This window comes from Acinetobacter sp. SwsAc2, assembly GCF_013391465.1.
Taxonomy (GTDB): domain Bacteria; phylum Pseudomonadota; class Gammaproteobacteria; order Pseudomonadales; family Moraxellaceae; genus Acinetobacter; species Acinetobacter johnsonii.
In genome coordinates this window covers 1-17,939 of record NZ_JACBEZ010000041.1, presented here as the reverse complement: position 1 = coordinate 17,939, position 17,939 = coordinate 1, and the positions used below count along the sequence as shown (strand labels likewise).

Annotated in this window: 12 protein-coding genes and 7 pseudogenes; 5 read left to right on the top strand and 14 right to left on the bottom strand. The window is 40.0% G+C overall.

The genetic code is table 11. The features are described 5' to 3' along the window. Positions 1-8 precede the first annotated feature (8 nt). The 4 genes and pseudogenes from HYI04_RS14730 to HYI04_RS14715 form a co-directional block, all read right to left on the bottom strand. The gene (locus HYI04_RS14730) at positions 9-458 is read right to left on the bottom strand and encodes a hypothetical protein (protein ID WP_169041056.1); all 450 of its coding nucleotides are present in this window, start codon (positions 456-458) and stop codon (positions 9-11) included. Positions 459-825: 367 nt separating this feature from the next. After that, a pseudogene (locus tag HYI04_RS17000) lies at positions 826-997 on the bottom strand (transposase domain-containing protein); the annotation flags it as partial. A 209-nt stretch (positions 998-1,206) separates the two neighbouring features. Beyond that, positions 1,207-2,235: a transposase gene (locus tag HYI04_RS14720; protein WP_178896330.1), complete on the bottom strand. Its 1,029-nt coding sequence runs from the start codon at positions 2,233-2,235 to the stop codon at positions 1,207-1,209. A gap of 179 nt (positions 2,236-2,414) precedes the next feature. After that, positions 2,415-2,543: pseudogene (locus tag HYI04_RS14715) on the bottom strand (IS1595 family transposase); the annotation flags it as partial. Positions 2,544-2,652: 109 nt separating this feature from the next. Between HYI04_RS14715 and HYI04_RS14710 the strand changes: the two are divergent. Next, positions 2,653-3,332 (top strand): annotated as a pseudogene (locus HYI04_RS14710) (transposase). Positions 3,333-3,432: 100 nt separating this feature from the next. Here the strand turns inward: HYI04_RS14710 and HYI04_RS14705 are convergent. Both HYI04_RS14705 and HYI04_RS14700 read right to left on the bottom strand, forming a co-directional pair. After that, entirely contained in the window at positions 3,433-4,344 is a 912-nt protein-coding gene (locus tag HYI04_RS14705; protein WP_151711071.1) for a ParB/RepB/Spo0J family partition protein, read from the bottom strand. Between the two features lie 13 nt (positions 4,345-4,357). Next, the gene (locus HYI04_RS14700) at positions 4,358-5,131 is read right to left on the bottom strand and encodes a ParA family protein (RefSeq protein WP_001274705.1); all 774 of its coding nucleotides are present in this window, start codon (positions 5,129-5,131) and stop codon (positions 4,358-4,360) included. Between the two features lie 854 nt (positions 5,132-5,985). Between HYI04_RS14700 and HYI04_RS14695 the strand changes: the two genes are divergently transcribed. Continuing rightward, a complete protein-coding gene (locus tag HYI04_RS14695) occupies positions 5,986-7,158 on the top strand; it encodes a replication initiation protein (RefSeq protein ID WP_169041054.1) in 1,173 nt (390 codons plus the stop codon). Positions 7,159-7,270: 112 nt separating this feature from the next. Here the strand turns inward: HYI04_RS14695 and HYI04_RS14690 are convergent. Next, positions 7,271-7,405: pseudogene (locus tag HYI04_RS14690) on the bottom strand (IS4 family transposase); the annotation flags it as partial. A gap of 149 nt (positions 7,406-7,554) precedes the next feature. Here HYI04_RS14690 and HYI04_RS17040 point away from each other — a divergent pair. Next, positions 7,555-7,827, top strand: a pseudogene (locus HYI04_RS17040) (hypothetical protein); the annotation flags it as partial. Between the two features lie 70 nt (positions 7,828-7,897). On the opposite strand, the gene HYI04_RS14685 reads toward HYI04_RS17040, so the two are convergent. From HYI04_RS14685 to HYI04_RS14670, 4 genes are read right to left on the bottom strand one after another with little or no spacing between them, the layout of a single operon-like run. After that, complete coding sequence (locus tag HYI04_RS14685; protein ID WP_198114833.1) at positions 7,898-11,131, bottom strand: type I restriction endonuclease subunit R; 3,234 nt, start codon at positions 11,129-11,131, stop codon at positions 7,898-7,900. A 38-nt stretch (positions 11,132-11,169) separates the two neighbouring features. Then, positions 11,170-12,198, bottom strand: coding sequence for a DUF2939 domain-containing protein (locus HYI04_RS14680; RefSeq protein ID WP_074163987.1), 1,029 nt, complete (start codon positions 12,196-12,198; stop codon positions 11,170-11,172). Between the two features lie 54 nt (positions 12,199-12,252). After that, entirely contained in the window at positions 12,253-13,431 is a 1,179-nt protein-coding gene (locus HYI04_RS14675; RefSeq protein ID WP_169041052.1) for a restriction endonuclease subunit S, read from the bottom strand. Then, entirely contained in the window at positions 13,428-14,975 is a 1,548-nt protein-coding gene (locus tag HYI04_RS14670; RefSeq protein ID WP_178896328.1) for a class I SAM-dependent DNA methyltransferase, read from the bottom strand. Before HYI04_RS14670 ends, HYI04_RS14675 begins: the two co-directional genes overlap by 4 nt. Before the next feature lie 254 nt (positions 14,976-15,229). Here HYI04_RS14670 and HYI04_RS14665 point away from each other — a divergent pair, with 254 nt between their 5' ends. Next, positions 15,230-15,808, top strand: a complete 579-nt coding sequence (locus tag HYI04_RS14665) for a LexA family transcriptional regulator (RefSeq protein WP_178896327.1) — start codon at positions 15,230-15,232, stop codon at positions 15,806-15,808. Positions 15,809-15,823: 15 nt separating this feature from the next. Continuing rightward, positions 15,824-17,128: a Y-family DNA polymerase gene (locus HYI04_RS14660; RefSeq protein WP_169041049.1), complete on the top strand. Its 1,305-nt coding sequence runs from the start codon at positions 15,824-15,826 to the stop codon at positions 17,126-17,128. Positions 17,129-17,292: 164 nt separating this feature from the next. Here HYI04_RS14660 and HYI04_RS14655 read toward each other — a convergent pair. The 3 genes and pseudogenes from HYI04_RS14655 to HYI04_RS14645 all read right to left on the bottom strand — a co-directional run. Then, positions 17,293-17,580 (bottom strand): annotated as a pseudogene (locus HYI04_RS14655) (type II toxin-antitoxin system RelE/ParE family toxin). Beyond that, on the bottom strand, positions 17,570-17,758 hold the full coding sequence (locus tag HYI04_RS14650) for a type II toxin-antitoxin system Phd/YefM family antitoxin (RefSeq protein WP_004977490.1): 189 nt from the start codon (positions 17,756-17,758) through the stop codon (positions 17,570-17,572). The pseudogene HYI04_RS14655 and the gene HYI04_RS14650 overlap by 11 nt, the downstream one beginning before the upstream one ends. Positions 17,759-17,826: 68 nt before the next feature. Beyond that, positions 17,827-17,939: pseudogene (locus HYI04_RS14645) on the bottom strand (IS6 family transposase); the annotation flags it as partial.

The following is a 17,939-nucleotide window of genomic DNA, read 5'->3' as shown; positions in this document are numbered from 1 at the left end:
TTCATGACTCACAATTCAATTTTTTCTTCAGGACTAAGATCACACTGACGCTTAATTTTCAGGAGCTCTTTAACTTGTTTTTTAGCCTCCTCGTTGCGCAAGTTAAAAAACGTCATCAAAAAATAGGCACTGAGTTTCCCTGACTGACCAAAAACATCAGCCTGCACTTCTGGATCAATATAAATATCAAGTTCACGGATCAACTGCAGCTGTGGCATATAGTACACATGTGCACGCACGGCACTGTCCGTTTTTAAGATCTCGATAATCTGCTGCCATATCTGCACATAGCATTTTGTAAATTCCTCCTGTTTGTCTTTATTCCTGTCTGGTTTCTGTTTCATCAGACTCCCCACCTTCTTCTTCAACTTAAGTATTTTTGGTGTTGTGGTCACGAAAGGAAGGACAAACTGATAAAGAAAGAGGGCAGTGTTGCTTGCTGACTGAGCAAAAATCATAATAAATGACCAAAAATTAACACACAAAGTTTTATAACATTTTTTTTATTTACTTTTGAAGATTTTTTAGTGAATATTGACAATAACAATATTATTCAAATATTTATGATTTTAAACTCTCTAATATTCTGCATTTTGCCTCACTATATTGGTTACAACCCCTCAATTTTCATAAACAGTTTCAACAAATAATTATTAAATCCAGTCATAAAAAGCAAGTGAAAAAACCGCCTAAGATGTAAATCTTTGAGCTTGTCAAAGTTATCGATATGCTGTTAAAGCAGTTTAAATTGAGCAGAAAATCATGTGCCTCGCCTCAAATTTTGGTAAGCATCCGCTGAACCCCATCGCTATTTTTTAATTCGGTTCAGGTTCCAAGCGGTGTCGCTGCAACTATTTGGGTCACTTTATGTGTCGGCAACCTTTCAGCACATCACTTAAATAGGCATACATAGCCCATTTATCTTTGCTGACTGGATCAGGGTCATGATGTTCGCTGCTCGCTGACTACTGCGTAGCGAACCTACAAACAGCCAGTTCTACCCTCAAGGAGGTATCTACACAAATATTTTTAATTGAGCTATGGTAGGCAGCATGTTTTAAATTTTACGACAACTCGATTAGATGCCCGTCTCGTTAAATGCAAGAACATCAGTATCTAAGTGAATCGAAATTTGTTGCTTCACAGGGCTATAGAATTGATCGTGGCGTACAAAGGTATTTTAACTTTTATAGGACTTACGCACTATTATTTATAGATTCTCTGTGGTAGCAGATGATTTTTATCGAGAATAAAGTCATCAATGAAGTCTTTGATGATTGGTCTAAATAATTTCTTCTGCCAACGATATACATTTTCAAAGATCCGCTCAAACTGGTTCTTTTGTATCTCGACGTAGGCCATCAAGGCTGAAAAAATATGATTCAAAATCAGTTTAGATCGTCTTACTTGAAACTTTTCAATATGACAAACCTGTTTAATCACTCGGTGATATTGTTCTATTTTCCAATGACTTGAATGTAATTCATGAAAACCCTCAAAGGACAATAAATCATCTTCATCTTGATGCACAATATAAAACCTCTGCTGTTCTTTTAACTGAGTCTTAAATAATTGTACAAAGCCAAAATCTTTGAGCCAGACCACTTGACCCTGATGGAAATCTGGCAATAAACGCAGTTGAAACCATTGTCCTTTTTCTGGGGAAACCTTACGGTTACTGTCGATACCAAACATAAATCGAATACCATATTTTCTTATGGTTTTTAGATTTGCAGTCGATGAATACCAACTATCGCCTGTAATAAATTGAATCTTTGCACCCCAACCGAGTACTTCACTTAACATATCCATAAAGTAATCATTCTTGGTTTTACCTTCAGATTTGTCATAAATTCGGAAATTAATTGGAATATTTTGACCATTTTGATCTGTCGCATACAAGGTAATGAGATTAATACCCTTGACGGATCGGTGGTGTTTGCCTGACCAAAAATAGCTAACTAAGTCCATATGTTGACTATATGGTTTATCTAAAACAGTATCATTAATACTGACTATAAGTTTATAATTATCAATATGTTGAATTGCTTCTTGATACAGGTCGTGAGGTGTGTAGTCTTCACGCTCTAGAAAGCGATTTACACTATCATGCGAGATATTATAAGTCTCGGCAAGTTGTGTGCAGCTAATAGAGTTCGGTTCTGTCATGAGAAAGCCCATATAAATGGGTAATGTACAAGTTGCTGTAGAAGCATGTTTAGTTCGTCTGATCACAGATACTTTATAAACTATTTTAATACTTTTTTGAATCCGTCAATGCGTAAGTCCTATTTTAAATGTTTGTGCAACAAAGCCATACTTATTACTGAAAAAAATATCTCATAACTTTATAATTACTCGCAAATCTTTCATTATTGTAATATGGCTCTAGACTAGCAGATTTACACTTAGTTTTACCTAATGAGGTCCCACAACCCTGTTGCTAGCTCATTAAGCACCCTCATCCAACGCCATTCTGTTTCTTTAAGATGATAATCAAAATACTCTTTTGATATACCGTTGAACTTTGCTAGCCTTCTTTTCTCTGTTCACGACAAATTTCACAGAACCCTTATCCTTGATCCTAGCCAAAATAATGGACAGCATGTCCCCCTAAAGATAACGTAACTTCAATCTTTGGAGATCCAAGAAATGGCTAAACGTTTTAGTCCGGAATTTAAACAGCAAGCGATTGATTATGCCCTTTCAAACTCCCACGAACCTATAGCTGCAATCGCCCAGAAATTAGGTGTGGATTATTCAACTTTAGACAAATGGATTCGTGAAGCCAATCCAGTGGGTTCAAGCAAACGTCAACTTTCACCATAACAACAGCGGATCTTAGAATTAGAGAAAGAAGTCAAACAGCTCAGGGAAGCCAATGACATCTTAAAAAAAGCGCATGCGTACTTTCTGACAGATCATGCCAAGAAAAGTACACGGTAATTCAAGATCTGGATGTGAATGAAGTCACTGTATCTTCTGCCTGTAAATGCCTGGGTGTCAGCACTTCAGGCTATTATGCCTGGCGAAAACACCAGGTCAATCCAGCGCAGAAATATAATGATTTAAAAGCCGTATATTGGCAGCATCATGCACGATTGGGTGCACCTTCATTGGTACATGACATGCATGATTTAGGTTACAGCATGAGTGGTACATGGCAGTGTGTTTTCGACTCGAAAAGAAGCGAATGCTGTCTTGTTTGACTATATTGAAATTTATTACAATCGGGTCAGAAGACATTCTGCAAACGGCTGGTTAAGTCCAGAAGCCTTTGAACAGAAATATATTAAAAGTTTAGAGGGGCGGTTGTCCACGATACTGTCTAGGATCAGACAAAATACAAAGAAGTATACTGAAGAAAATAAATTTCAATAATGCATGAGAATATAATTGGTTTGAGGTTATTAAAAAAAGTGTAGCAACTTGCTACACTTTTTCGCTTTTTTGAATCAGCTGTTTTAAAAAATCTTCTAGTTGTAATAGACTGGCTTCGTCAATTTCCGAGATATTCAGAGAAACCTTAAGCTGTTTTTGATTCAGTTTAATATTCCCCGCAATCTTACCCGCATATTCAATTTTTCTGACCACTGATGTCGTGGTCAGTTTTTCTGGATCCTGACTCAATAATTTTTCAGCATAGGCAGTAACTTTGCTTTGCTCAAGTTTTTTGTCTTTTACTTTTTCCCAAGCCCCGATTAAAGCCGTTTCGGCCTCAGAAAGTTGTTCCAGATGATCCGATAGAAATTTTTTGAATGCAGTTGCAGCAGTACGACCTAGCAGGCCTGGTTCCAGATCAAGGTCATTTAAAATTGCTTGAGGCAGCTTTTCGTACGCTAAATACTTGTACATATCTTCGCGATTTAAACCCAGTGAATTGGCTAAACGTTGCTTGTTTTTCTTTAATTTCTCATCGAGAGAGTTCAGGCCAATAAAAATTTCATAATCTGTCAGATCCTGACGCTTTAAATTTTCTGCCAAGGTTAACAAAGATGCTTCTACATTATTTGCATCAATGATAATGGCTTCAATCACAGACTTACCGAGTAACTGATGCGCCCGTAATCGTCGCTCGCCTGCAATCAGTTCATATTTCAGATTATCCAGTTTACGCACTGTAATGGGCTGCAAGAGGCCGATTTCATTAATAGAATCCGCCAGTTCCTTTAACTGTGACTCTTCAAAGACTTTACGCGGCTGGTTTGGACTGCGGCTGATATCCTCAATAGGGACATTACGTCTAAATTCTTTTAGCTCTTTAATATTGTCTTTCTGTGCTTGCTGATGTTTTTCTGTATTCTGTTTCAGTTTCTGAGCTAAAAGCTCTTTGGTGCTTGCCATAATGCTCTCAGGTTTATACTTTCGCTACAATTTCATTGGCAAGGCTTTCAAAAGCCTTACGTACTTTTGAATTTTTTTCTACTTTCAAAAGTGATTGTTGCAGAATCGCTGCTTGATTGACTTTAGTACTTTGAGGAATGGTGGTTTCTAAAATTTTGCCTACCTGTTTTAAGGCTTCATCCCGAATCAGTTTACAAACATTCTGACGTTCATCATGCTTAATCAGTAAAGCGCCTAAAAGCTCTAAATCTGGATTAATACGTTTGATCTTTTCAAGATGGTTTAAAAGATCTGTTACCCCATACAGTCCATATTGTGATCCAGATTCGATAGGGATAATGACATGGGTTGAAGATGCCAGCGCATTGCTGGTTAATAATTTAAGACTAGGTGGACAATCAATCAATATGAAGTCATAAAGATCCTTTAACAGTTCTAGCTTGATATTTAACTCTTCAGAAGGACGGGGAGCTTCTTCTTTTAGTTGGTCTTCTGTTTTTCCTAAATTCAAGGAACCATAAATTAATGATACTTTTTCAAAGTTCGTTTCTTCTTGTAATGCATCTGCCAACAACGAAATATCGCCCACCAGTAATTCTGCTGTAGTCACAACAATTTCGCTTGGATGTTGGATCCCAATATGTAAACTTGCGTTTGCTTGAGGATCTAAATCAATGACTAAAACTTTGTTGCCCAGATTGGCAAGTTCTGAGGCGAGGTGCACAACAGTCGTTGTTTTGCCACATCCGCCTTTATGGTTAGCAACAGTAATAATTTTTGCAGACATGCGTGTCAGATGATTCCGTATTTGAATGTCTAGTAATATAAATAACTTTCACTTATCTTACTATAGTTTTTAAATTTATAAACCTATTTGTTCAGCTGTAAAACAGCTTAAAAAATAAATCTTTAAATAGGCTAGCTTAATTAATAATTAGAATAATTAGTTATTTAGCTAATTAATAATTAAGAGCATATTTTTATTATATAAAACAAATACCTATGTTTTTAAAAGTGGAAGGTCTGTCACCGTAAAGTGGAAGGTTTGTCACAGTAAGGTGGAAGGTCTGTCACTCTAAGGTGGAAGGTCTGTCACCGTAAAGTGGAAGGTCTGTCACTGTAAAGTGGAAGGTTTGTCACTAGGGTGGAAGGTTTGTCACTGCTATTTATTAAACTGCTATTTTTATAATAAAATATAAAAAAAACAATAATTTAGGCTGTTAATAAAGTCCCGTAAATAAGCTTTAAAGGTGGAAAGGTTGTCACTGTATATTTTTAACCTGTGGATAATCTGTTTTTATTGGATATTTCCTGAGGATTATATGTACAGTTATACCTTTCAAATCTAACTGAAAGGTGGAAACCTTGTCACATCAGGGTTTCTATCTGACTTAACCTACCTGAATGTGGATGAAAACAAGTAAAAATAGGCATTCTGAACTGTAATTTAGGAGCTAAAGGTGGAAGGTCTGTCACTATAGGGTGGAAATATTATATTTAATTCCACTTTAAAGGCAAAAAACCGGCTAAAACGCTTTTTTTGATGATAAACCTTCCACTTTTAGAATCTTGTGGTGAAAATCTTGAAAGTTTTTCCACTTTTGTATATAAAAACTAAGTCAAATTATAAATATCACGGTTATGACAGAATCTGAACCATTGCAAAAAGAATCGAATTATATTCCTTACTGTATAGGCAACATTCGCCATAATGGTGTTGTCAGTACCAGTAACCGTTTAATTCGCCCAATCGAGTTATCAGCCAATGAATACAAAGCGCTTCTATATGCAATGGCAGTTGCGAATTATAGTGAGAAAAATAGGGTAAATGGTGAAATCACCGAACAAACCTATATTTATTTGTATAAGGATGATCTGGCAGATTTACTAGGATTGAATAAACGTAATTCAATTAATGTTGCAATAGACCGCATCTATAAAGAACTTTCATCCCGGGTGGCTCATTTTATTATTGAGGAGCCGGCTGATAATGGTAAGAGAAAAACTAAAAAAGTACATTCTGTCGTTCCCATTATCCGTGAGTTAAGATGGGAAGATGACTCTAAAAATGCGATTCAGATTCGTTTTACCAATGAGGTATTGCCGTATTTCACTCAACTGGCGGGGGGGAATTTTACCACCTATCAGCTAAAACATCTTTTTGCCTTGGATTCTGTTGCCAGTATGAGTCTTTATACGTATTTCATTAAAAACGAATTCAAGTACGCCAATCAAAAGAGTTATGAAGTGCCATTACTTTTGGAAAACTTGAAAGCACTGATTGATATTAATGAAACCAAATATGATCGCTGGGTAGATTTTAGACGCTATGTATTAGACAAAATAGTGGCAGAAATTAATGAAAATACAGACCTACAATTAGAATATGAAACCGTTAAGAAAGGCCGTCCAATTGTGGGTGTGAATTTTAAACTGCATCATCGGATTGCTGATAAAGCACCGGATGAAATTGCAGTAATTGAAAAAATCTATCTTGATGTTCCATTTGAAGACAATGCATTCGTAAAAGAATTGGGGGCGAAATTCGATACGAATATACGTTCTTGGTATATTTTTAATAATCATGAAAATTATCAGCAATTCAAGAAGTGGTTTAAAAAAGTAGGATGTCTCACTGACTCTCAAGCAAATATCGTTATTAATGACACTTTATTCCAAATGGATTTTGCTGAAATTGGTATGGGTCTGAATGACTTTAAACGAAATATGAAGCATAAACTTAAAAATAATCCGGAATTCGTTCAAAGTATTCGTGAAAGACTGAATGATATTTTTGGGAAAGAGCTTATTTAGGAGAAAGTGTAGCAACTTGCTACACTTTTTTAGATATATGTCTATGAAGAATTCATGCGCTAAGCACAATAGGATAAAAACTAGTAATAAATTCCTCTGTACACGACAAATTTCACATAACCCTTACCCTATCAGGCTTCTGCCTTCTTAAAATTGCCAGAATTTCCTTAAACTCTGCTTTTTCCCAAAAACCAATTAAACGCTGAATCGCCATTTGAACATAGTCTAAACCATAGCGAAATAAACTGAACCGTACCGGGTTTGTCGGAGACTTTTTTATTTAAGTTAGGCCACCTGACCTAACGGGTTAATCTTATCATAGTACATTGCTTCAAACTCAAAAGGCGATACATAACCCAGTGCACTGTGTACACGCTTTTTATCGAACCAATCTAAAAAACAGGTCGAGTAATTAGTGGTTTCTCTTTTTCATTCAAACCTAAGCAACCTGTGGATGCAATTACGCATAATAAACCTAAGAAATTGACAGATAAACAGATTCAATTCTTTGCCAACAAGCTAGCTCACCATGATCCATTTGCAAGCAAAAAAACTGCAGTAGGGGAAAGCTATGCTGATCTAGAGAAAAGGCTTCTGATTGAACTACAAGATGTCGAGTTTGTCAGAAAGTATGCTGGTGTTCTCAAAGAGTTAGGCCTCGAGGTATGATATGCAACTAGATTAGTTGTTATGTAGAACTAATCTAGTTTTGTAATAATTTCAATTTGATTGCAAAGAATTAAGCGGCAGATAACTCATCTGCCAACTGCTCTGCCTGTTCCAAGACAGTCTCTGTTGCAAGCAAAGCCATATCAGGTGGATAGCCATACTTCTTGAGTAATCGTTTCACAATAACTCTGAGTTTCGCTCTCGCAGATTCCTTAACAGTCCAATCCAAGGTTACATTCTTACGAATCGAGTCTGTGAGGACAACTGCAAGCTCTCTAAGAATATCCTTTTGCATCAACTCTCTAGCACTGTCATTGTCTGCAACTGCTGAATAGAAGGCGTATTCATATTGTGTTAGGTTGAGTTCTTCTGCCAGCTTGTCTGATTCTTGGATGGCTTTAGCCAACTTGATGAGTTCATCAATCACTTCAGCTGCAGTCAGTACCTTGTTCTGATAGCCCTTGATCGCAGAGCTCAGCATATCCATGAGCTTTTTACCTTGCGTGACACTCCGCTGTTCTCTTACCTTGATCTCATCACCAAGGAGCTTCTTCAATGTTTCAAGTGCAATGTTCTTATGCTGATAGCCTTTCATCTCCTGCAAAAACTCATCTGAGAGAATTGAGATGTCTGGCTTCTGGATTCCTGCTGCATCGAAGATGTCGACCACTTGTTCTGTAACAAGTGCTTGGTCAATGGTTTGCTTCACTTTAGCTTCAAGCTCAGCATTACTCATGCCTGAGACGTTGCCTGAGCCATCACTGAACTTGGCCAGTCGTGCTTTCAGAGCCTGGAAGAATGCAACCACTGGCGCTGCTTCCATCGCATTTGGATGAGGGACAGCTAATGCAAATGCCTGTGACATGGCTGATACAGCATTAAGGAATCGTGTCTTACCTTCGCCCTGATCTACACCAAGGATGTGTTCCTCAGCTTCAAGGATGATGTTGAGCTTACGAGAAGTATTGGCTGTGAAGTATTCTTGGTAATTGAAGCCATGCATAATGCCATCAATGACTTCGAGCTTCTCTTGTAGAATGGTTGCAGCTTCATCCTGTACTAATGCAGGATCACCTTTACCACCCGCTTCAGAGTAAAATGAAAGTGCTTCTTTCAGGTCAGATGCGATACCAAGGTAATCAACAACTAAGCCACCAATCTTGTCTTTATAGACACGGTTCACTCGTGCAATCGCTTGCATGAGGTTATGGCCTTTCATTGGCTTGTCGATGTAGAGCGTGTGCATACTCGGAGCATCGAAACCAGTCAGCCACATATCACGAACAATCACAAGCTTCAGCTTGTCATCATTGTCCTTCATACGATTGGCCAGGATTTGGCGTTGTTGCTTGGTCGTATGGTGTTTGGCAATCGCCTCACCATCAGAAGCAGATGAGGTCATCACCACCTTGATCACACCATCGTTTAGATCATCGCTATGCCACTCTGGTTTGATCGCTACAATCTCGTTGTAGAGGTCGACAGCAATCCTACGAGACATGCTGACGATCATGCCTTTACCTTGGTTTGCATTAGCTTTCAGACGTTGTTCAAAGTGTTCTACGATGTCTTTAGCAATCGCCTTGATACGCTCTTTACTGCCGATCAGTCCTTCGACCCTTGCCCACTTCGCACGCTCTTTTTGTGTCTGGTTTAGATCGTCTTCGGTGAACTGATCATCAAAGTCTTCAATCAGTTCTTTACCTTCCTCACTGATGGCAATCTTAGCAAGTCGGCTTTCATAGAAGATCCGAACGGTGGCACCATCTTCAACAGCCTGAGAAATGTCATAGATGTCAACATAGTTACCAAACACTGCAGGCGTATTGACATCTGTCTTTTCGATTGGTGTCCCTGTGAAACCAAGATAAGTGGCATTCGGTAAAGCATCACGCATGTACTTGGCAAAACCATAGACAGTACGCTTACCTACAACCTTGCCATCATCGTCTTTGACATCGACTTCCTTGGCATTAAAGCCATACTGTGAACGATGTGCTTCATCTGCAATCACGACAATGTTGGTTCGGTCTGAGAGTTGCTCATAGACGCTCCCCCCATCTTCAGGTTGGAATTTCTGAATGGTGGTGAAGATCACACCACCTGAACCCACCTTGAGGAGTTCTTTAAGTTCTTCTCGATTCTCTGCTTGCTTTGGTGTCTGGCGTAGTAGTTGGCTTGATGCAGCAAAAGTTCCGAACAGTTGATCATCTAAGTCGTTACGATCTGTGATGACTACGACTGTTGGGTTATCCAAAGCCAAGACAATCTTGCCTGTATAGAACACCATAGACAGGGATTTACCTGAACCTTGGGTATGCCATACCACACCTGCCTTTTTGTCACCGACTGCCTGCTGTTGAACCAGTTCCAGTTTGCTTCTGCCTTGGTGTTGCATAGCAAGTTCTGCTGATTTCGAGTCTGAAGACATTGCAGATGCACGAATAGTAGAGAGGACTGCTGCATTCACTGCATAGTACTGATGGTATGCAGCCATCTTCTTAATAGTTTTGATGGTGATCAAACCATTAGCATCTTCTTGCTTATTGGATTCAAACACAATGAAGTGTCTGATCATGTCCAGTAGTGCGACTGGATTCAGCAAACCATGTAGTAAGACTTCAAGCTGTGCCTGAGTACTTTTGGCCTTGGTTTGTCCATTAGTCGTCTTCCATGCCATGTAACGACTGAGGTCTGCTGAAACCGTCCCTGCTTTCGCTTCCAAGCCATCAGAGATGACGTTGAAGGCATTGTAGGTAAACAGTGATGGAATCTGGCTCTGATAGGTCTGGATCTGCCTGTAAGCGCCATCTACAGTAGCATTCTCATCAGTGGCGTTCTTCAGCTCAATCACCACCAGAGGTAAGCCATTTACATACAGGATCAGGTCTGGTCGTCTGGTCCAGCGATCTTCTTTGATGGTGACTTGGTTTACGACAAGGAATTCGTTATTGCTTGGATTATTGAAGTCAACAAGCCAAGCATATTCACCTTGGGTGTTACCATCCTTGCTCACTTCAATGTTGATGCCTTCAGTGAGCAAACGATGGAATGCCTGGTTGTTGCTGAGCATATCTGGGGAGTGCAGATTGGTGACTTGCTTCAGCGCCTCAATGCATTTGTCTTCGCTCAAATGAGGATTCAGACGTTGTAATGCTTCAAGTACCTTGGCTTCTAGGATGACCTGCTTATAGCTTCGCAGAGGATTGCTTCCCTTGGATTCAATTTCAGGACCATACACATAGGTATAGCCCATTCCCTCCAGTTGCTCTATCGCCATCAGCTCTATGTCTGATTCAGTCATCTTAGTCACTATCCTCCCCCCCCTTGCTCACTTCTTCTTTATTCAGTATGTACGTTGTAGCCGTAATTCGTTGTCATTTCTTCTAGTGTTCCATTGAAATCGCCATGACACGCATGAGCATAAATTTCAGCATCCGACATCAAAACGCCTGGTACACCTAGATCTTTGTTCAATGGGACTACTGTCACTTGTCCTTCCATACGAACTGTCGGCTTCTCAATAGAGCAAGTAATTTGGATTGTATGAGTAGCATCATTCCACTCAGTAGACTCATCCTCCCACCCTTTGCTTCCACCCAACAAGGTCAATTCGATATCTACGTCATTTGGAGTTTGGCTTAATATTTCAAATCCTTTGACCTGTGCAACAGAACATGGATCACGATAGCAAAATTCCATGACTTTACCGACTTGAGCACCAGAGTGATTAAAGACCGTTTGAGATATTGTTGGTCGATCTTGTACTTTTGCCTCAAGTACTTGTTCGCTTGATGTATCTTGAAGATTAGATTCTTGATCCAAAGCAACTGAATTCTGATCTAGGTCTAAAGCTAATTTGGTTACCTTCCAACTTAAGCCATTACGATGCATAATGACTTTCAGCTTCTTGTCTGTATCCAATCGCTTAAGCGTTAACTCAAAATCATTAATAGTTAAATATCGAGTACTCGACTCAAACTTTACATTCTGTTCTTGCTTGACATCTTCAGTTGCCAAATCTTGCTTAATTGCATCACGAATATCCTTACCTTGAAGCATGAGTGTTACACCCTCAGGTGTCACCATGGCATCAACGACTTTATCCACCATAGCAACAGCCAACATTTCACCTAATGCTTCCCAACCATCACTATTGCTATTCGCCATGTCCTTCATAACACTGGCTTTCACCTGAGATTTAAAGCTTTCTCGAACGCTTGGATAATCAATGTAGGTTGATAGCTTTTCAGTATCACCTGCTTCTGCTGCTTTCTTAATGTTATTGATGGCAAGATATGGCGAAGCATACAAATAGCCACAGATCACGACTACAATTGCAATTAAAGCCCCTATCAGCTTCTTGTTCATAGTTTACCCCTTGATGTAAAAAAGGTGAAGCCATCAAATGACTTCACCTTAATGTTATGCAACTTCTTCTGTTTGGTATTGGACTCTGACTTCACCACTCATTAGCTTTGGTAGAAGCGTATCTCTTAAGTTTTCTAGTGTTTGGATTTGCTTTGAGTTGTACATCAACTTAGATTCTATCGACTGTAAGTAGTCGTTAAATTGTTTAACTACCTCATCATCTGGCTTACCTATGGTGAACTCTTTAAGGTGATCCACATTCACACGTTGTCGCCCACTTGAGCCTTCCATACAACTTTCAGCATAGTCCTTAAAGTCTTGATTGCGGCATAACACATAAGCCATCAAAGGGTGAATACCTGCTTTTGGACGCATCACAATGTATTCGGTAGAACCCCAACCTACTTCGTTATCATTCAAGAATGTCACATAGCCTGCTTTACCATTTTCCAAGCATGGTGTGATACGAGCCAACAAGGTATCTTGCTGTACAAACTTGGTTCCTGATGAGAACTCTCGGCGATAGTAACCTGTCGCGTTAAAGCTTTGTGTACTGAGCCCTGCCATTTCTAGATAGATGGCATCTGTACCTTTACTGAGTGAACGCTTTGGATTGAACTCAATCAGTTCAGATACTACTACTTCTGCTAAAGTTTCATCCTCAATAAACCATTGACGAAACAGTGTTTCAGCCATGGCTTCCAAGGTTTTGTTCTGACGATGCAGTAAGTCAATCTTGTCATCGAGTGATGAAAGGACTGAGGCTATGGCTTTTTGTTCAGGGAGAGGTGGAACAGGTACTTCAATCTCATCAAATGTGGCTCTCGTGATAGTATCAAATACACCGCCATGTGAAATTTGAGTCAATTCTCGAACTGTATCAGTTAAAAGGTAATACAGGTAATCTGTATCAGATATTCCTTTTTTAGACCGAATACCATAGCAGGATTGGTTAAACGTCATAGGTTTATCTAAAATTGCGAGTACACCAACAGTTCCACGAGCTGAGATGATAATGTCGCCTTTATTCAGTAGTTTAGTACTCGAGTTATTCAAACCTTCTTGAGTGATAGTCTTTTCTGTACTACTGACAAATTTAAGCCCTGTATTAAAATCGACTACTGACAGCCAAGGAATATCACCTCCCCAGTACTCAGATACAGAGGTTTTAGGTGTTCCACCACCGATGATTTCCATTAAACTTCCTAACGAAAGCTGTTGCCACTCACTCATACACTCACCTTTGCTAAGTTCTCAGCAATGGCTTGATTGAGCTTCGCTTCCTCTGCAAGCTGTGCTTCAAACTCAGCCTTCAGGCTTGTAAAGCGTTCCTTAAAGTCGAACTCATCTTCATCGTCCGCTAAGCCAACATAACGACCTGGTGTCAGTACATAATCAAGCTCTGCCACTTTCTCAAGCGGTACAGATGCACAGAAGCCTGCAACGTCTTCGTACTCACCGTCTTTGTTACGCCAATTGTGGTAAGTGTCAGTAATCAACTTGATGTCTTCATCCGACAACACCTTGGTTCTGCGGTTAATCAGATGACCTAAGTTACGAGCATCAATAAACAGAATCTCATTGCTGCGGTCTTTGTACTTGGTTGAACCAACACGATCACGACGCATAAACCATAACGCAGCAGGAATCTGGGTATTCAGGAACAGCTTTGCAGGCAGATTTACAATACAGTCAATGACATTAGCTTCAGAAACCAAGGCTTTACGAATTTCACCTTCACCACTGGTTTTAGAGGTAAGCGCACCTTTTGCAAGGACGACACCTGCCTGACCTTTAGGACTCATGTGATACAAGAAGTGTTGCATCCATGCGAAGTTAGCATTACCTGCAGGTGGTACACCCAACGACCAACGAGCATCTTCTTTAAGTAAGTCACCACTCCAATCAGAGACGTTGAATGGTGGATTCGCAATGATGTAATCCGCTTTCAGGTCTTTGTGTGCATCGTTCAGGAATGAACCCTCAGAGTTCCATTTCACATGCTCTGAGTTAATGCCACGAATGGCTAAGTTCATTTTGGCTAATCGCCAAGTGGTTTGGTTACTCTCTTGTCCATAGATCGAGATGTCATCGACTAAGCCTTGATGCGACTCTACAAACTTCTCAGACTGTACAAACATACCACCTGAACCACAGCACGGATCGAATACACGTCCTTTATATGGTTCAAGCATATTAACCAATAGGCTCACAATGGATTTAGGCGTGTAGAACTGCCCGCCTTGCTTACCTTCAGCCAAAGCAAACTCACCAAGGAAGTACTCGAATACATGCCCTAGCACGTCGGCAGAGCGAGACTTCGCATCGCCTAGTGCAATGTTACCAATCAGGTCAATCAGCTCTCCTAGACTCGTAGGATCAAGATTCTGACGTGCATAAACCTTAGGAAGTACACCCTTCAACTGTGGGTTGTCATTCTCAATGGCTTCCATTGCATCATCGACGAGCTTGCCAATGTTAGGTTGTTTTGCTTGGTTTAACAGGAATGACCAACGTGCGTTCTCAGGAACAAAGAAGACGTTGTATGCCGTGTATTCATCACGGTCTTCAGGGTCAGCTCCTGCAAACTCTCCTTCACCTGAAACCAGTAAGTTGTAGTGGGCTTCAAATGAGTCAGAGATGTACTTCAAGAAGATCAAACCAAGGACGACATGCTTGTATTCGGCTGCATCAATGTTCTTACGAAGCTTATCTGCTGTTTTCCACAACACAACCTCTAATGGTTCTTGTTTTGTTTGCTTTGGAGCACGAGCCATAAAATCAACCTGTAATGAATAGCTTATCTAATATTTGTTAATTGAATAGTAACCAATTATCTATGCGTGCGTAAGCATGCAGATGACATTATTTGTCGTACACCTCCAGTGAGGTGGCGATAATGCGGGAAAGTTTGCAATAGCCTTTATGGGAACCATAAGGTTTATTCACCATTCATCGAAATAGTCTTGAATCTGTAACACATCCAGTCATATATTTGATTACGTCACAAAATCAAAAAAGTAGATGAGTCATGAGCAATAATCGTGGAGGAAGCCGAGAAGGTTCCGGTAGAAAGCTCAAATATAATGAACCTACAAAAACGGTAAGAGTACCTGTATCTAAAATCATAGAGATCAAAAATTACCTCAACGAGGCAGAGAAGCAAAGCTTCAATGATGTGGCATCCATCACGCTTGTAGATCCTACAACACTTATGCATATTCCTTTGGCTTCAGAAAAGGTTGCTGCAGGCTTCCCTTCTCCTGCCCAGGACTATGTCGACAAAACTCTAGACATGAATGAACACCTCATACAAAACGAGGCTGCCACATTCATCGTTAAGGTTGCTTCACTTTCCATGAGAGATGCAGGTATTGAGATTGATGATGAACTGATTGTAGACCGGAGCATTGAAGCCAAGCATGAAGACATCGTGATTGCACTGATCGACGATGAGTTCACCGTAAAACGTCTCATGATTGAAGGTGATCATAACTATTGGCTTAAAGCAGAGAACCCTGAGTATTCTGACATTCATCTAAAGGATGGGCAGGAAATGGTGATTTGGGGTGTAGTGACTTTTGTCATCAAGCCATTCAGAAAGCGTTAATACTTTATTGGTTTCATGCTCATGCAAGCATCTCACCAGAAGATCTATGCTTTAGTAGACATCAACAACTGCTATGTCAGTTGTGAACGCATCTTTAACCCGAGTTTGAACAATAAGCCTGTCATTGTGCTATCCAACAATGATGGCTGTGCTGTAGCTCGATCTCAGGAAGCCAAGGACTTGGGCATTAAGATGGGTGTTCCTCTCTTTCAGATCAAGGACATCGTAGAGCAGCATCAGGTGCAGGTGCTATCGAGCAATTATGCACTGTATGCAGAGATGTCTCGCAGATTCATGAAAATCCTGTCCGATTTCGTATCTCCCAAAGAGCAAGAGATTTACTCAATTGATGAGTGCTTTCTGGATCTGACAGCTCATTCAGGGAATTACGACTTGACTGAATATGCCCATCAGATTCGTCAGCGTGTGCTTTCTTGGCTTGGTTTACCTGTATGTATTGGCATTGGACGCTCAAAGACTGAAGCGAAACTAGCGAACCATATTGCCAAGAAGAACGCTTACTTCAATGGTGTTTGCAACTTGGTTTCAATGGATCCATGCTCTGCTGAAACTCTGCATCAAGCCATAGATGTTGGTGAAATCTGGGGCATAGGCCGAAAGCATTCTAAGAAGCTCAACAGCCTGGGGATTCATTCAGTTATGGATTTTGTCTTGGCTTCCCCTCTGATGATCAGGGACCAATTTTCTGTAGTGATGCACAGAACCTTATTGGAACTGCAGGGAATTGCTTGTATTGAACTGGAACATACGCCACCAGCCAAGAAGCAAATTATTGCGAGTCGTTCTTTTGGTCAACGCATCTACCACATTGATGATCTTAAAGAAGCCATGTCATTGTATGTCATGGATGCGATTAGCAGACTGAGAGATGATAATCTGTTGTGTGGTTGTTTGATTGGTTTCGTACAATCAAACCCATTTGATAGCTCAAAGCCCTTCTACAACAAGTCTTTATCCTTGGCTTTACCAGAACCTACCGACAACCTGTTGGTGCTCTCTAAACTCGCTATAGCGATGATTGATGGCCTGTATGCAAAGGATATAGCATTCAAGAAATGTGGCGTGATTCTGACGTGTCTCGAACCAAAGGCAAGTCATGTGTATGACATGTTTACCGACATGAAGCACATCGAAGTCAGTAATGCCTTGATGGATTCCCTTGAAGCGATTCATCTTAAGTATGGCAAAACCAAGATTGCCTTGGGCGCAAGTTTAATGCCGAACAGAACATGGAATATGTCACGAAATCGGCTAACACAGAACTACTTTAAATGGGATCAACTGCTTTGTGTGAAGTAAATGTCCTGCCTATAAATTGATTTCGTTTTGGTTTCATAATAGTTGTTTATTGATTTCAAAATAGTTGTAATTTACTACTACCTAATCGAAGATTATCTACATCAAAAATGCCCATAAACATGAGTGTTTTCATAGACACTACCTGCTTATAGGCATTACATCTTTTATGAATGACGAGAGTTGGCATCATCATAGACGGCATTGTTTTCACGTCTGCCTACAGCAATCACGATGACAACTACCTCATCATCAACGACTTCATAAACCAGACGATAACCAATACAACGAAGTTTAATCTTGTAGCGGTTAGGATATCCTGACAACTTGTTTTTGGGAATGCGAGGATTCTACAAAACCTTGATCAACTGCTTCTTCAATGGCTGCTTAATACTTGGATTTAGCTTATTCCATTCTGCTAATGCTTCTTCTAAAAAGTCTAACTTATAGGTCATCAATATTTACTCGAATGCGTTTCTGATTCGCACGAGCATCTGCAATCTTATTCAGTTCTAGGTCTTCTAGTTGTTCCATCATCGTTTCATACAGATCAGCTGGAACACAGTAAAACGCTGGTGTATTACGATTGAGGATTGCGACAGGTTCGCCTTTGCCTGCCAACACTGTATCCATCGGACTCTTTTTGAGTGGCACTGTTGCAAATAGAGATTTGAGTCGATGATGTTCCCTTTAAAAAGTACTTAGAGACCGAAAACCCTGTTGATTAGACACACTTCACCCTGAGGCTGACCATAATAAAATGACGATGCTTGTCCTTTACGTAGTGCACGCATGACTTCAATACCTTTAATTG

What these genes read in the sequence shown, in the direction of transcription:
- HYI04_RS14730 (WP_169041056.1), bottom strand. Translation starts at nt 458, where the DNA reads ATGATTTTTGCTCAGTCAGCAAGCAACACTGCCCTCTTTCTTTATCAG.
- HYI04_RS14705 (WP_151711071.1), bottom strand. Translation starts at nt 4,344, where the DNA reads ATGGCAAGCACCAAAGAGCTTTTAGCTCAGAAACTGAAACAGAATACA.
- HYI04_RS14700 (WP_001274705.1), bottom strand. Translation starts at nt 5,131, where the DNA reads ATGTCTGCAAAAATTATTACTGTTGCTAACCATAAAGGCGGATGTGGC.
- HYI04_RS14695 (WP_169041054.1), top strand. Translation starts at nt 5,986, where the DNA reads ATGACAGAATCTGAACCATTGCAAAAAGAATCGAATTATATTCCTTAC.
- HYI04_RS14685 (WP_198114833.1), bottom strand. Translation starts at nt 11,131, where the DNA reads ATGACTGAATCAGACATAGAGCTGATGGCGATAGAGCAACTGGAGGGA.
- HYI04_RS14680 (WP_074163987.1), bottom strand. Translation starts at nt 12,198, where the DNA reads ATGAACAAGAAGCTGATAGGGGCTTTAATTGCAATTGTAGTCGTGATC.
- HYI04_RS14675 (WP_169041052.1), bottom strand. Translation starts at nt 13,431, where the DNA reads ATGAGTGAGTGGCAACAGCTTTCGTTAGGAAGTTTAATGGAAATCATC.
- HYI04_RS14670 (WP_178896328.1), bottom strand. Translation starts at nt 14,975, where the DNA reads ATGGCTCGTGCTCCAAAGCAAACAAAACAAGAACCATTAGAGGTTGTG.
- HYI04_RS14665 (WP_178896327.1), top strand. Translation starts at nt 15,230, where the DNA reads ATGAGCAATAATCGTGGAGGAAGCCGAGAAGGTTCCGGTAGAAAGCTC.
- HYI04_RS14660 (WP_169041049.1), top strand. Translation starts at nt 15,824, where the DNA reads ATGCTCATGCAAGCATCTCACCAGAAGATCTATGCTTTAGTAGACATC.
- HYI04_RS14650 (WP_004977490.1), bottom strand. Translation starts at nt 17,758, where the DNA reads ATGGATACAGTGTTGGCAGGCAAAGGCGAACCTGTCGCAATCCTCAAT.